Here is a 13836-nt window from a genome sequence, read left to right as displayed (position 1 = left end):
CCCCCGGCCGTACGAGGCCGGGGGCACCCCTTCTTTCGGCGGGTCAGCCGGTGTTGCGCAGGCCGGCCGCGACACCGTTGACGGTGAGCAGCAGGGCGCGGGCGAGCAGCGGGTCGGGCTGTTCGCCGGCGCCGGCGGCGTCGCGCTGGCGCTTGAGGAGGGCCACCTGGAGGTAGGAGATCGGGTCCAGGTAGGCGTCGCGGATGGCGAAGGTCTGCTTGAGGACCGGGTTGGCGTCGAGGAGTTCCTGTTCGCCGGTGACGCGCAGGACCTCGGCGACGGTGAGCTCGTGCTCGGCCTTGATGGCGTCGAAGACGTGCCTGAGCTCGTCGGGGACGAGGGTGTCGACGTAGTGCTGGGCGATGCGCAGGTCGGTCTTGGCGAGGGTCATCTCCACGTTGGAGATGAAGTTGCGGAAGAAGTGCCACTGCTGGTGCATCTCGTCCAGGACGGTGTCCAGGCCGGCCTCGCGCAGTGCCTTGAGGCCGGAGCCGACGCCGTACCAGCCGGGGACGATCTGCCGGGACTGGGTCCAGCCGAACACCCACGGGATGGCGCGCAGTCCGTCGAGCGAGACGCCCGAGCCGGGGCGGCGGGAGGGCCGCGAGCCCAGGTGCAGGTCGGCGAGCTGGTCGACCGGCGTGGAGGCCAGGAAGTACGTCGGCAGGTCGGGGTCCTCGACGAGCCTGCGGTAGGCCGTGTGGGCGGCGTCGGAGACGACGTCCATGGCGGCGTCCCAGCGGGCGAGCGCCTCGTCGGACTGGCGGGGCGCGGTGTGCAGGGCGGACGCCTGGAGGGTGGCCGCGACGGACAGTTCCAGGTTCTCCCGGGCGAGGGACGGGATGAGGTACTTGTCGGAGATGACCTCGCCCTGCTCGGTCACCTTGATCTCGCCTTCGAGGGTGCCCCAGGGCTGGGCGAGGATGGCGTCGTGGGTGGGGCCGCCGCCGCGGCCGACGGTGCCGCCGCGGCCGTGGAACAGGCGCAGCCGTACCCCGTAGCGGTGGGCGACGTCGCGCAGTCGGCGCTGGGCGCGGTGGATCTCCCACTGGCTGGTGGTGATGCCGCCGAACTTGGAGGAGTCGGAGTAGCCGAGCATGACCTCCTGGACGTCGCCCCGGAGCGCGACGAGGCGCCGGTAGGAGGGGTCGGCGAGCATCTCCTCGAGGATGGTGTCGGCGGCCTTGAGCTCGTCGGTGGTCTCCAGGAGCGGCACGATGCCGATCTTCGCCCAGCCGGCGTGCAGGTCGATCAGTCCGGCCTCGCGGGCGAGGACGGCGGCGGCGAAGACGTCGTCGGCGCCCTGGCACATGGAGATGATGTACGACTCGACGACCTCGGGTCCGAAGACCTCCAGGGCCCGCTTGACGGTCTGGAACACGCCGAGGGTCTTCTCGCCCGCGGCGTCGACGGGCGCCGGGGTGGGGGCGAGCGGCCTTCTGCTGCGGAGCTCCTTGGCGAGGAGCTTGGAGCGGTACTCGCGGGGCATGTCGGCGTAGCGCCAGGACTCCTCGCCGAGCCGGTCGAACAGCTGGCCGAGGGCGTGGTGGTGGGCGTCGGCGTGTTCGCGTACGTCCATGGTGGCGAGCTGGAGGCCGAAGGCGGCCAGGGTGCGGATGGTGCGGGCGAGACGGCCGTCGGCGAAGAGGCCGCCGCGGTGTTCGCGCAGGGAGGCCTGGATGATCCGCAGGTCGGCGAGGAGTTCGCCGGTGCCGAGGTAGTCGCGGCCGGGCTCGTGCGGGGTGCCCTTGGCGAGGCGGAGCTTGGTGTTCTCCAGCTTCTGCCGGATGCAGGTGGCCTTGAGCCGGTAGGGCTCCTCGGCGTTGAGCCGCTTGTAGCGGGGGCTGATCTCGGGGAGGGCGTCGAGGTCGGCCTGGAGGGAGGCCAGCAGTTCCTCGGTGGCTCCGGCGTAGCGGATGGAGTTGGAGAGGAAGCCGCGCAGCTCGTCGATCATCTCCAGGGCGTCGTTGATGCCGTGCTCGTGCTGGAGGATGAGGACGTCCCAGGTGACCTGGGGGGTGACGTTGGGGTTTCCGTCGCGGTCGCCGCCGATCCAGGTGCCGAAGGTGAGGGGGCGGGTGTCGTCGGGGAGGTGGACGCCGACGCGCTCCAGCTCCGCCGTGAGGTCCTCCAGGACGTCGCCGACCGCTCCGGCGTGCAGCTCGTCGAGGTAGTAGATGGCGTTGCGGGCCTCGTCGGCGGGCTCGGGGCGGACCACGCGCAGTTCGTCGGTCTGCCAGACGAGGTCGATGTTCTCGGCGAGCCGGGTGTCCAGGCGGCGCCGGTCGGAGGCGATGACCGGGGTGTCGAGGAGGGCGGCGATCCGGCGGAGCTTGTTGAGGACGGAGCGGCGGGCGGCCTCGGTGGGGTGCGCGGTGAAGACGGGCCGGATGTTGAGGTTGCGGACCGTCTCGCGCAGGTGCTCGGGGTCGGCGTCCTTGAGGCGGTCGGCGGTGCGGGAGAGCAGCCCGCCCTCGGCGGCGCGGCGGGCGCGCAGTTCGCGGCCGCGGTGGACCTGCTCGGTGACGTTGGCCAGGTGGAAGTAGGTGGAGAACGCGCGGACCAGCTTGGCCGCGGTCTGCAGTTCGGTGCCCCGCAGCAGCTCGGCGGCGGCCTCGCCGTCCTCACGGGTGAGTCGGCGCACCTTCTCGACGAGGTCGAGCAGCTCCGGGCCCTCCTGCCGGACCAGGGTCTCGCCCAGGAGGTCGCCCAGTCGGCGGATGTCGGCTCGCAGCTCGCTGCTCGTCGTGGTGGTCTGGTCGTCGGCACTGCTCACAGGTGCGGCTCCTTGCAGTGTTGAAGCTCGTCTGGGAGGGAACCCGGACGGCGTCCCGCGCGGCGTGCGCCGCTCGTGGGCCGGACGTCCGGGAAGAAATCAGAGCGGACCGCGCTGTCCGACCGACTTCAAGGATAGGTGTCGACCCGGACGCGCAGGCTCACGGGCTCTTGCCGCCGGGCGACGCGCTGCCATACTTACGTTGCCGTAGGTTACGGAAGCGTAGGAACACAGTGCGTTTCCGGCGGCCCGGCACCCACCCTCAGTCCACATACCCACAGAGGACACGCATGACCTCAGGCTCCGACGTGCTGCACGAAGCTCCCGAACAACCCGGGTCCGACGACGCGGCGCCCTCCGCCACCCTGGGCGGCGAGCGCAAGCGCTCCATCGAGCAGATCACGCTGCTGCTCTTCATCACCGTCCCCTTCCTGGCGCTGGTGGCGGCGGTGCCGCTGGCGTGGGGGTGGGGGGTGAGCTGGCTGGACCTCGGTCTGCTGGTCTTCTTCTACTTCCTCGGCTGCCACGGCATCACCATCGGTTTCCACCGTCACTTCACCCACGGTTCGTTCAAGGCGAAGCGGCCGCTGAAGATCGCGCTGGCGATCGCCGGGTCGATGGCGGTGGAGGGCCCCCTGGTGCGGTGGGTGGCCGACCACCGCAAGCACCACAAGTTCTCCGACGCCGAGGGCGACCCGCATTCGCCGTGGAAGTACGGGGAGACGGTCCCGGCGCTGGTGAAGGGCCTGTGGTGGGCGCACATCGGCTGGATGTTCGACGAGGAGCAGACGCCGCAGGACAAGTACGCGCCGGACCTGATCAAGGACAGGACGCTGCGGGCGATCTCCCGGCAGTTCGTGCTGTGGACGGCGCTGTCGCTGGCGCTGCCCGCGCTGATCGGCGGTCTGGTCACCCTGTCCTGGTGGGGCGCGTTCACCGGGTTCTTCTGGGGGTCACTCGTCCGGGTGGCGTTGCTGCACCACGTGACGTGGTCGATCAACTCGATCTGCCACGCGGTCGGCAAGCGTCCCTTCAAGTCGCGGGACCGTTCGGGCAACGTGTGGTGGCTGGCGATCCTGTCCTGCGGCGAGTCCTGGCACAACCTGCACCACGCCGATCCGACGTCCGCGCGGCACGGCGTGGAGCGCGGGCAGCTGGACTCCTCGGCCCGTCTGATCCGCTGGTTCGAGCAGCTGGGCTGGGCGTACGACGTGCGGTGGCCGTCACGCTCGCGTATCGATTCGCGCCGTAACGCCTCGGAAGGCGCCGCCCGGCGCGGGAAGGAACCCGTCGAGGCGGCATGATGGTCGCCGTGGCCACCGACTCCAGCAGCACCCCGAGCAATGACAAGCCGCGGCGTGTGCGTCGCACCCGGATGACCGGTGCGGAGCGCCGCCAGCAGCTGCTGGAGATCGGCCGCACCCTGTTCGCGGCGAAGGGCTTCGAGGGCACGTCGGTGGAGGAGATCGCGGCGAAGGCCGGGGTCTCCAAGCCGGTGGTGTACGAGCACTTCGGCGGCAAGGAGGGGCTGTACGCGGTGGTGGTGGACCGTGAGATGCGGCGCCTGCTGGACATGGTGACCGGCTCGCTGACGGCCGGCCACCCCCGCGAGCTGTGCGAGCAGGCCGCTTTCGCCCTCCTGGACTACATCGAGGAGTACACGGACGGCTTCCGCATCCTGGTCCGTGACTCCCCCATCCCCCAGTCGACGGGTTCCTTCGCCTCGCTGATCTCGGACATCGCCACCCAGGTGGAGGACATCCTGGGCCGCGAGTTCAAGAGCCGCGGCTTCGACCCCAAGCTGGCCCCGCTGTACGCGCAGGCCCTGGTCGGGATGGTGGCGCTGACCGGCCAGTGGTGGCTGGACGTGCGCAAGCCGAAGAAGGCGGAGGTGGCGGCGCACCTGGTCAACCTGGCCTGGCACGGGCTGGACGGCCTGGAGCCGAAGCCGCGGCTGATAGGCCACCGGAAGAGCTGAATCAATGGTGCACTGGATTAATCTTGTGCAACCATGTGTGCATGACTGAGATCACGATCAGCGCAGCCCGTGCCCAGCTCGGCGACCTCGTCCGTCGCGCGGCCCACGGCCGCGAGACCATCGCGCTCACGGATCACGGGCACGTGGCCGCGCTGCTCGTTTCGCCCCAGGTGATAGAGGATCTGGAAGACGCGTTGGCGGTTGCCGACTACCAGCGGCGCAAGGCCGAGGGAACGCTCGGACCGGGCATCCCCATGGCCGAGGTGCGCAAGCGGTTGGGGCTCGAACAGAAGTGACCTACGAAATCGTCTTCGAGCCGCACACCCTCGATGCCGCAGCCCGGTTCCTCAAGGAGGATCCCGAGGGCCTTTCCTTGGTTCTCGACAGCATCGACAAGCTCGCCCATGACCCTCGCCCGGCAGCGACCGTTCCGTACGGGCCGGACATCCGGCGTCTACGCATCGGCGACTACCGAGTCCTGTACGTCATCGACGATGAGGTAATCCGTATCCTCGTCACCCACTTGGGACGCACCACCTGATCATCTGTCCCCCTTGACGGCGACCGCGAAGACGCGGCGGAAGGGGAACGGGGTGCCGTGCGGGCCGGCCGGATAGGCCGCGCGCAGGGCCGTCCGGTACTCGGCGACGAAGGCGTCCCGCGCCCCGGGGTCGTCGGCGAGGGCGGTGAGGACGGGGCGCAGGGCGGTGCCCCTGACCCAGTCCAGGACCGGGTCCTCCCCGGTCAGCAGGTGGATGTACGTCGTCTCCCAGGCGTCGGTGGTGCAGCCGAGGGCGGTCAGGTGCTCCAGGTAGGCCTCCGGGCGGAGCACGGCGTCCTCGTGGCGCAGGACGCCGTCCAGGCGGGCGCGCCAGCGCGGGGAGGCGGCGAGTTCGCGCAGCAGGGTGTGGCTGGGGGCGCCGAAGTTCCCGGGCACCTGGAAGGCGAGGATGCCGCCGGGGGCGAGCCCTTCGACCCAGTCGCCGAACCGGTCCGCGTGCCCCGGGACCCAGTGCAGGGTGGCGTTGCTGACGATCAGGTCGTACGGCTCCCCGGGCGTCCAGGTGCGGACGTCGGCGTGGGCGAAGTCCAGCCCGCCGCCCTGGTGGTCGGCGCGGGCCCTGTCGAGCATCTCGGGCGAGTTGTCGTAGCCGGTGGTGCGGGCGGCGGGCCAGCGGTCGGCGAGGAGGGCGGTGACGTTGCCGGCGCCGCAGCCGAGGTCGGCGATGCGGGGCGGGTCCCCCGCAAGGTCCGGGACGCGGGCGAGGAGGTCGGTGAAGGGCCGGGCGCGGTGGCCGGCGTGACGCAGGTACTGGGCGGGGTCCCAGGTGGGGTTCGCCGCGGACATGGGGGCTCCCGGTGGCAGGTGGACGGATGTCCAGCGTCACCCGCCAACCGTTTTGACGTCAAGAAGCTCGACATCAAGAGACTTCACATCGACACAACCACTACACTGATCGTCATGGAGGACGAGGTCGATCGGCTGGTCGCAGCGTGGCGCCGGGAGCGCCCGGACCTCGACGTGGAACCGCTCGAGGTACTCAGCCGGGTGAGCAGACTGGCCCGGCACCTGGACCGGGCACGCCGGCTCGCCTTCGCCGAGCACGGTCTGGAGTCCTGGGAGTTCGACGTCCTGACCGCGCTGCGCCGCGCGGGCACCCCGTACCAGCTCTCGCCGGGGCAGCTGCTCACGCAGACGCTGGTCACCTCGGGCACGATGACCAACCGCATCGACCGCCTCACCAAGAAGGGCCTGGTGGAGCGGCTGCCCGACCCCAGCGACCGGCGCGGTGTGCTGGTCCGGCTCACGGACGAGGGCCGGGACCGCGCCGACCAGGCCCTGGCCGGGCTGCTGGCGCAGGAGCGGGCGATCCTCTCGGAGCTCACCCGCGCCCAGCGCGGCGAACTGGCCGGGCTGCTACGCCAGTTGACCGCCCCGTTCGACAACGTCCCCGGTTAGGTCGACGGGCCCGACCCCCGCCCGCCGGGCGAGGGCCACCGCGGCGAGGGTGGAGTGCACCCCCAGCTTCCCGAGGACGTTCTGCATATGGGTCCGTACGGTGTGCGGGGACAGGTACAGGCGCTCGGCGACCGCCTTGCGCCCCAGCCCCGCGACCATGCACCGCAGCACCTCCCGCTCGCGCGGGGTCAGGGCCTCCACGAGCCGCTCGCTCTCCGTGCGGTGCCGCCGGGCGGCGGTCAGCTCCCGCAGCACACCCGTCAGCAGCGCGGGCGGCAGGTGCGTCTCGTCGCGCAGCACCCCTCGGATGACGGTGAGCAGCCGGTTCAGCGAGCAGTCCTTGGCCACCCATCCGGAGGCTCCCGCCTGCAGGGCGAGCGCGGCCCGGGCCGCGTCGTCCTTCTCGGCGAGAACGACGGTCCGTACCTGCGGCTGCGCCGAACGCACCCCGGTGACCAGCGATATCCCGTCGACGAGACCGTCCTCGTCACCGGCCTGCACGGGCACGGCCGGCCGGCCGCCCGGCACCTTGCCGCCCAGGTCGGCGTCGACGAGCAGCACGTCGAACCGCCGTCCCTCGCCGGCCGCCCGCTCCAGACAGCGCAGCGCGGCCGGGCCGCTGCCCGCCGCGGACACGTCGACGTCGGGCTCTGCGGCCAGGGCCGCGGCCAGTGACTCGGCGAAGATGCGATGGTCGTCGACGACCAGGACTCGAATGCGAACCACGAAACCCCCTTCCCCAAGCTCCTCGGAGCAGGGGATTACCCCATCGTCGGAAGACGACACCGGCGCGGGTACGACGCCGAGGCCCCTGTCACTTCACCGACCGGACGTGGGACGGGCCGCCGCCGCACGGCCGCCGCCGCGCGACAACCGCCGCCCCTCCCGGACGCCGTACCCGACCGTCTCGCCCCCTGAACGGCGCCGGCCCCCACCGGCGCTGTTCATCAGCGTACGGGCGGGGGCCGGGAGCGGAAGGTTATTTGCAGAACTGGCGGTCTTACGCGTTTATGGTGAGTCGCATGTTCCGTCTTGAGACAGAAGTCGACAAGGCCCGACGTGATCTGCTCCACAGGCGGCTGAGGGACACCAATACGGCGGCCTCGCCGGTCCTGCGCGCCCTGCGCGGAACCCCGGGCGAACGCGAAGCGCCTTTGCACGTGTGGGCGTTGGACGCGGACGGTGATCTCGCGGGCGGCCTGGTCGGCCACACCTGGACGAGCTGGCTCCACGTGACCTACCTGTGGGTCGACGCCCGCCACCGGGGAGCGGGCCTGGGCTCCGGCCTCCTCACGGAGGCGGAACGCCTCGCCCGGGCCGAACGCGCCTGCACGGCCTCCCGCGTGGAGACCTGGGACTTCCAGGCCCCCGGCTTCTACCGGAAGCACGGCTACGACGTGGTGTGCGTGATCCCCGACTACCCGCCGGGGATCACCGAGTACACCCTGACCAAGCGGCTGGGCTGACCGGTGCCGCCGCACCGCCTCAGCTCAGGCGCCGCGCGCCCGCCGCCGGGACCGCCTCGAAGACGCGGGGGGCCGCGAAGCCGGCCGCCGCGAAGGCTTCCTCCACCGCCTTGGTGATCGCCGGGACGTCCGCCTCCTCCGCCAGGACGATGGCCGAGCCGCCGAAGCCGCCGCCGGTCATGCGGGCGCCGAGGGCGCCGGAGGCGACGGCGCTCTCCACCACCAGGTCGAGTTCCGGGCAGGAGACGCGGAAGTCGTCACGCAGCGAGGCGTGCCCCTCCACCAGGACCGGGCCGATGGCCCGGGTGTCGCCCGACTCCAGCAGGGAGACCACCCGTTCGACCCGCTCGTCCTCCGTCACCACGTGCCGGACCAGCCGGCGGACCTCCTCCTCGTCACCGAGCCGCTGAAGCGCCGCGTCCAGCTCGGCGAACGGGACGTCCCGCAGGGCGTCGACGCCCAGCAGGGCCGCGCCCTTCTCGCAGCCCGCGCGGCGCTTGCCGTACTCGCCCTCGCTGTGGCTGTGCTTGACCTGGGTGTCGACGACGAGCAGGCGCATGCCCTCGGCGGCCAGGTCGAAGGGGATCTGCCGCTGGGAGAGGTCACGGGTGTCGAGGAACAGGGCGTGGCCGGTCTCGCAGCAGGCCGAGGCCGTCTGGTCCATGATGCCGACCGGGGCGCCGACGTAGACGTTCTCGGCGCGCTGGCAGAGCCGGGCCAGCTGCCAGCCGCGCAGACCGAGGCCGAACAGGTCGTTCAGCGCGAGCGCGACGACGACCTCCAGGGCCGCCGAGGACGACAGCCCCGCGCCCGCCGGGACGTTCGAGGCGAGGTGGACGTCCGCGCCGGTCACGGCGTGCCCGGCCTCGCGCAGCGCCCACACCACACCCGCCGGGTAGGCGGTCCACCGCTTGTCGGACTCGGGGGTCAGGGTGTCCACCGCCAGTTCCACGACCGGCCCGTCCACGTCGGCGGAGTGCAGGCGCAGGACGCCGTCCTCGCGCCGGGACACCGCCGCGACCGCGGTGTGCGGCAGGGCGAACGGCATGACGAAGCCGTCGTTGTAGTCGGTGTGCTCACCGATGAGGTTGACCCGGCCCGGTGCCGCCCACACCCCGTCCGGCGCGGCCCCGTACAGCTCCTCGAACCGCTCGGCGACGGACCCCGCGACGGCTTCGCTGGACTCGCTCATGCCCTGACCCCTGCCCCTTCGTGACGTTCTACTCGGCCTGCTCGGCGCGCTGCTGCGCGAACTCCCACGCGTCCGCGACGATCCCCGCGAGGTCGGCGCGCGACGGTTTCCAGCCCAGCTTCTCGCGGGCGGTGGCGGCCGACGCGACCAGGACCGCCGGGTCGCCGCCCCGGCGGGGGGCCACGACCTCGGGGATCGGGTGGCCGGTGACCCGGCGGACCGTCTCGACGACCTCGCGGACGGAGAAGCCGTTGCCGTTGCCGAGGTTGCAGATCAGGTGCTCGCCCGGGACGGCGGCCTCAAGCGCGAGCAGGTGGGCCTCGGCCAGGTCGGCGACGTGGATGTAGTCGCGCACGCAGGTGCCGTCGGGCGTCGGGTAGTCGTCGCCGTAGACGGAGATCGCCTCGCGCCGTCCCTGCGCCACCTGCAGCACGAGCGGGATGAGGTGCGACTCGGGGTCGTGCCGCTCGCCGTACCGCCCGTACGCGCCGGCCACGTTGAAGTAGCGCAGGGAGACCGCGCCCAGCCCGTGCGCCGCCGCCTCACCGGTGATCATGTGGTCGACGGCGAGCTTCGTGGCGCCGTACGGGTTGGTGGGGCTGGTCGGCGCGGACTCGACGATCGGGACCTGCTCCGGCTCGCCGTAGGTCGCCGCCGTGGAGGAGAACACGAGCCGGCGCACGCCCGCCCCGCGCATCGCGCCGAGCAGCGCCATGGTGCCGCCGACGTTGTTGTCCCAGTACTTCTCCGGCTTCACCACCGACTCGCCGACCTGCGAGGACGCGGCGAAGTGCAGGACGCCGTCGTACGACGGGTCCAGCCATGCGGCGGCGTCGCGGATGTCGCCCTCGATGAACGACGCACCCGCGGGGACGCCTTCCCGGAACCCGGTGGAGAGGTTGTCGAGCACGACGACCTCGTGGCCGGCCTCCAGCAGATGCTGGGCGACGACACTGCCGACGTAACCGGCCCCGCCCGTCACCAGGTACTTCCCGCTCATGAACTCGCTACCTCTCGCAGTCGCTCGGCCGCGCGCTCCGGTGGCACGTCGTTGATGAACACGTTCATGCCGGACTCGGAGCCCGCGAGGAACTTCAGCTTGCCGGATGTGCGGCGGATGGTGAAAAGCTCCAGATGGAGGGCGAAGTCGTCGCGGGTGACGCCCTCGAAGTCCTCCAACTGCCCGAACGGCGCCTGGTGCCAGGCCGCGATGTACGGCGTCGGGGGCTCGCCCCCGCCTTCGTTTCCTCCGTCCCGCCCGTCGAAGATCCGGTCGAAGCGCTTCAAGAGTTCCAGGTACACCTGGGGAAACTCTGTGCGCGCCGCCTCGTCCAGTCCGAGCAGGTCGGGCACCCGGCGCCTGGGGTAGAGGTGGACCTCGTAGGGCCAGTGCGCCGCGTACGGCACGAAGGCCACCCAGTGTTCACCCTCAAGGACGATCCGTTCGTCGGCCAGCTCCCTCTCCAGCACCGCGTCGAACAGGTTCTCGCCGCCCGTCGCCTCCTTGTGTGCGGCCACTTGGCGCAGCATCAGGGCGGTGCGGGGGGTGGTGAAGGGGTAGGCGTAGATCTGCCCGTGCGGGTGCTGGAGGGTGACGCCGATCTCGGCCCCCCGGTTCTCGAAGCAGAAGACCTGTTCGACGGAGGGCAGATGCGACAGCTCGGAGGTCCGGTCGGTCCAGGCGTCGAGCACCAGCCGCGCCTGCCGCTCGCTCAGACCGGAGAAGGAGGAGTCGTGGTCGGAGGTGAAGCAGACGACCTCGCACCGGCCCGAGTCCCCGGCCAGCGAGGGGAAACGGTTCTCGAAGACGACCACGTCGTACGAGGAGTCCGGGATCTCGCTCAGCCGGTCGCCCTCGGAGGGGCACAGCGGGCATTCGTCGGCCGGCGGGTGGTAGGTGCGCCCCTGGCGGTGGGAGGCGATGGCGACGGAGTCGCCCAGCAGCGCGTCGCGGCGGGTCTCGGAGGTGGTGACGGTGGCGCCCAGCGGACGGCGGTCGACGGCGTCGCGGACGGTGTCGTCGCCCAGGTCGTAGTAGATGAGCTCGCGGCCGTCGGCCAGCCGGGTCGAGGTCTTCTTCACTGCCGCACTCCTCTGCACCCGTCCCTCACTCAACACAATCAAACATAACACATCACAACTCACCAGCGAGCCCCGCTCATCACAATCAAACAAAGAACGCCACGGGAAGTGTTCAATCACTGAACACAGAGGCATGGGTTCCGCACCGGATCAGTTCGCGAACGAAGCGAGTGTGTATGCAAACCCCCACATACCTAGCCGCAGAGCTTCGACTCCCCACCAACTGGCTGGACTACACGATCCTCGGGATCTACTTCGTCGTCGTCCTGGGCATCGGCCTCGCCGCCCGCCGCTCGGTCAAGACCAGCCTCGACTTCTTCCTGTCCGGCCGCTCCCTGCCCGCCTGGGTCACCGGTCTGGCCTTCATCGCGGCCAACCTGGGCGCCACCGAGATCCTCGGCATGGCGGCCAACAGCGCCCAGTACGGCGTCTACACCACCCACTGGTACTGGATCGGCGCCATCCCCGCGATGGTCTTCCTCGGCCTGGTGATGATGCCGTTCTACTACGGCAGCAAGGTCCGCTCGGTCCCCGAGTTCCTGCTGCTGCGCTTCGACAAGGCGGCCCACCTGCTCAGCTCGATCCTCTTCGCGGCGGCGGCCATCCTGATCGCCGGCGTCAACCTGTACGCCCTCGCGATCGTGGTCGAGGCCCTCCTCGGCTGGCCGCAGTGGGTGGCGATCGTCGTCGCCGGCTTCTTCGTCCTGGCCTACATCACCCTGGGCGGCCTGTCCTCGGCGATCTACAACGAGGTCCTGCAGTTCTTCGTCATCCTCGCCGCGCTCATCCCGATCACGGTGCTCGGCCTGAGGAGCGTGGGCGGCTGGGACGGCCTGTCCGACTCCCTCACCGAGGCGCGCGGCGACGACTTCATGACCGCCTGGGGCGGCACCGGCATCGGCAGCGACAACCCGCTCGGCGCCAACTGGCTGACCATCGTCCTCGGCCTCGGCTTCGTCCTCTCCTTCGGCTACTGGACGACGAACTTCGCCGAGGTGCAGCGCGCCCTGTCCGCCAAGAACCTCTCGGCGGCCCAGCGCACCCCGCTCATCGCCGCGTTCCCGAAGATCTTCATCGTGTTCCTGGTGATGATCCCGGGCCTGGTCGCCGCCGTGATGGTCCCCGCGATCGGCACCGCCGACTCGGACCTGCAGTACAACGACGCGATCCCGTACCTGATGCAGCAACTGCTGCCCAACGGCGTCCTGGGCATCGCCGTCACCGGCCTGCTGGCCGCGTTCATGGCCGGCATGGCGGCCAACGTCTCCTCCTTCAACACCGTCTTCACCACCGACATCTGGGCGAAGTACGTGGTGAGGCACCGCGAGGACGGCTACTACGTCCGCTTCGGCCGCCTGATCACCGCGATCGGCGTCCTGGCCTCCATCGGCACGGCGTTCCTCGCGTCCTCGTTCTCGAACATCATGAGCTACCTGCAGACGCTGTTCTCCTTCTTCAACGTGCCGATGTTCGTGGTCTTCATCATCGGCATGTTCTGGAAGCGGGCGTCCATGAAGTCCGGCTTCTGGGGCCTGATCGCCGGCACCACCGCCGCGATGGTCAACTACTTCGTCATCTACAAGCAGGGCATCATCGACATCCCCACCGACCAGGGCGCCAACTTCGTGTCCGCGATCGCCGGCTTCGTCGCGGGCGCGGTGGTCATGGTCGCCGTGTCGCTCTTCACCGCGCCCAAGCCGGCGGAGGAGCTGCAGGGCCTGGTCTACGGGACGCGCTCCCCGGGCATGGCGGAGCCGCCCGCGGAGGGCGACGACGCGTGGTACCGGAAGCCGGCGTTGCTGGGCTGGGGTGCGGTGATCCTGGCTGCCGCCTGCTACATCCCGTTCTCGTTCTGATCGCGGGAGGATGGAGAGAGCATGTCCGAGCACTTTTCCGAGCGTGAGCTCCAGCAGGAGATCTCCGAGCTGGAGACCAAGTCCGCGACGGCCGCGCGGTTGTTCGACATCCGGCGGATCATCGGTGGGCTGTTCGTCGTGTACGGCGTGATCGTCACGATCGCGGGCTTCACCGCGTCCGATGCGGACATCGACAAGGCCGAGGGGGTCAACATCAACCTCTGGACGGGGTTGGGGATGCTGGTCCTGGGGTTGCTGTTCCTCCTCTGGCTCAAGCTCAGGCCGACGGTTCCGCCGCGTGTCGTTCCGGAGGAACGGGAGGAGTAGCGGGGCCCGGCGCTTTGCGGGTGCCCCGCGTGGGCCCGGGCCCGGGTTGCACCCTGGCGTCCTGCGGGTGCCCTGCGTGAGGGCGGGCCGGGGGTGTTCGCGCAGCCCGGCGCTCGCAGGGTGCCTCCCCCAGAGGGGGGACCCCCAGCGCCCACCCTCCCCCACTCTCGGCTCCGCTCGAGCGGGGGGACCCCCATCG

At 70.7% G+C, this 13836-nt stretch carries 14 protein-coding genes; 8 read left to right on the top strand and 6 right to left on the bottom strand.

Annotation, left to right across the window (positions count from 1 at the left end; all coding sequences use genetic code 11):
- Positions 1 to 43: 43 nt before the first annotated feature.
- Positions 44 to 2776 carry a phosphoenolpyruvate carboxylase gene (ppc, locus tag ACFY3N_RS30820; RefSeq protein ID WP_390820075.1) on the bottom strand — a complete coding sequence of 911 codons (2733 nt, stop codon included), beginning with the start codon at positions 2774 to 2776 and terminating at the stop codon, positions 44 to 46.
- Between the two features lie 290 nt (positions 2777 to 3066).
- Here ppc and ACFY3N_RS30815 point away from each other — a divergent pair, with 290 nt between their 5' ends.
- From ACFY3N_RS30815 to ACFY3N_RS30800, 4 genes are read left to right on the top strand one after another with little or no spacing between them, the layout of a single operon-like run.
- A complete protein-coding gene (locus ACFY3N_RS30815) occupies positions 3067 to 4080 on the top strand; it encodes an acyl-CoA desaturase (protein ID WP_390820074.1) in 1014 nt (337 codons plus the stop codon).
- Positions 4077 to 4754 (top strand): TetR family transcriptional regulator, encoded by a 678-nt coding sequence (locus tag ACFY3N_RS30810; protein ID WP_390820073.1) that lies wholly within the window; start codon positions 4077 to 4079, stop codon positions 4752 to 4754. The genes ACFY3N_RS30815 and ACFY3N_RS30810 overlap by 4 nt, the downstream gene beginning before the upstream one ends.
- 41 nt (positions 4755 to 4795) lie before the next feature.
- Complete coding sequence (locus tag ACFY3N_RS30805) at positions 4796 to 5050, top strand: type II toxin-antitoxin system Phd/YefM family antitoxin (RefSeq protein ID WP_258776548.1); 255 nt, start codon at positions 4796 to 4798, stop codon at positions 5048 to 5050.
- Complete coding sequence (locus ACFY3N_RS30800; protein ID WP_390820072.1) at positions 5047 to 5295, top strand: type II toxin-antitoxin system RelE/ParE family toxin; 249 nt, start codon at positions 5047 to 5049, stop codon at positions 5293 to 5295. The genes ACFY3N_RS30805 and ACFY3N_RS30800 overlap by 4 nt, the downstream gene beginning before the upstream one ends.
- Here the strand turns inward: ACFY3N_RS30800 and ACFY3N_RS30795 are convergent, their stop codons facing one another.
- Positions 5296 to 6102, bottom strand: a complete 807-nt coding sequence (locus tag ACFY3N_RS30795) for a trans-aconitate 2-methyltransferase (protein WP_390820071.1) — start codon at positions 6100 to 6102, stop codon at positions 5296 to 5298.
- Between the two features lie 114 nt (positions 6103 to 6216).
- On the opposite strand from ACFY3N_RS30795, the gene ACFY3N_RS30790 reads away from it, so the two are divergent.
- The gene (locus ACFY3N_RS30790; RefSeq protein ID WP_390820070.1) at positions 6217 to 6714 is read left to right on the top strand and encodes a MarR family winged helix-turn-helix transcriptional regulator; all 498 of its coding nucleotides are present in this window, start codon (positions 6217 to 6219) and stop codon (positions 6712 to 6714) included.
- Here the strand turns inward: ACFY3N_RS30790 and ACFY3N_RS30785 are convergent.
- Complete coding sequence (locus ACFY3N_RS30785; protein WP_390820069.1) at positions 6673 to 7440, bottom strand: LuxR C-terminal-related transcriptional regulator; 768 nt, start codon at positions 7438 to 7440, stop codon at positions 6673 to 6675. The two genes, ACFY3N_RS30790 and ACFY3N_RS30785, sit on opposite strands and share 42 nt — an antisense overlap.
- Positions 7441 to 7724: 284 nt before the next feature.
- Between ACFY3N_RS30785 and ACFY3N_RS30780 the strand changes: the two genes are divergently transcribed.
- Complete coding sequence (locus ACFY3N_RS30780; protein WP_390820068.1) at positions 7725 to 8180, top strand: GNAT family N-acetyltransferase; 456 nt, start codon at positions 7725 to 7727, stop codon at positions 8178 to 8180.
- A 19-nt stretch (positions 8181 to 8199) separates the two neighbouring features.
- On the opposite strand, the gene galK is transcribed toward ACFY3N_RS30780, so the two are convergent.
- The 3 genes from galK to galT are packed head-to-tail and all read right to left on the bottom strand — an operon-like array spanning position 8200 to position 11454.
- Positions 8200 to 9372 carry a galactokinase gene (gene galK, locus ACFY3N_RS30775; protein WP_390820067.1) on the bottom strand — a complete coding sequence of 391 codons (1173 nt, stop codon included), beginning with the start codon at positions 9370 to 9372 and terminating at the stop codon, positions 8200 to 8202.
- A gap of 28 nt (positions 9373 to 9400) precedes the next feature.
- On the bottom strand, positions 9401 to 10372 hold the full coding sequence (gene galE, locus ACFY3N_RS30770; protein ID WP_390820066.1) for a UDP-glucose 4-epimerase GalE: 972 nt from the start codon (positions 10370 to 10372) through the stop codon (positions 9401 to 9403).
- Positions 10369 to 11454 (bottom strand): galactose-1-phosphate uridylyltransferase, encoded by a 1086-nt coding sequence (galT, locus tag ACFY3N_RS30765; protein WP_390820065.1) that lies wholly within the window; start codon positions 11452 to 11454, stop codon positions 10369 to 10371. The genes galE and galT overlap by 4 nt, the downstream gene beginning before the upstream one ends.
- Positions 11455 to 11630: 176 nt before the next feature.
- On the opposite strand from galT, the gene ACFY3N_RS30760 reads away from it, so the two are divergent.
- Positions 11631 to 13310, top strand: coding sequence for a sodium:solute symporter family protein (locus ACFY3N_RS30760; RefSeq protein ID WP_390820063.1), 1680 nt, complete (start codon positions 11631 to 11633; stop codon positions 13308 to 13310).
- Between the two features lie 21 nt (positions 13311 to 13331).
- A complete protein-coding gene (locus ACFY3N_RS30755) occupies positions 13332 to 13637 on the top strand; it encodes a hypothetical protein (RefSeq protein WP_390820062.1) in 306 nt (101 codons plus the stop codon).
- The last annotated feature ends 199 nt before the right edge of the window (positions 13638 to 13836 follow it).

The organism is Streptomyces sp. NPDC000348 (assembly GCF_042898795.1).
In the GTDB taxonomy this organism is placed as follows: domain Bacteria; phylum Actinomycetota; class Actinomycetes; order Streptomycetales; family Streptomycetaceae; genus Streptomyces.
This window is presented reverse-complemented; position numbering and strand designations above follow the sequence as displayed.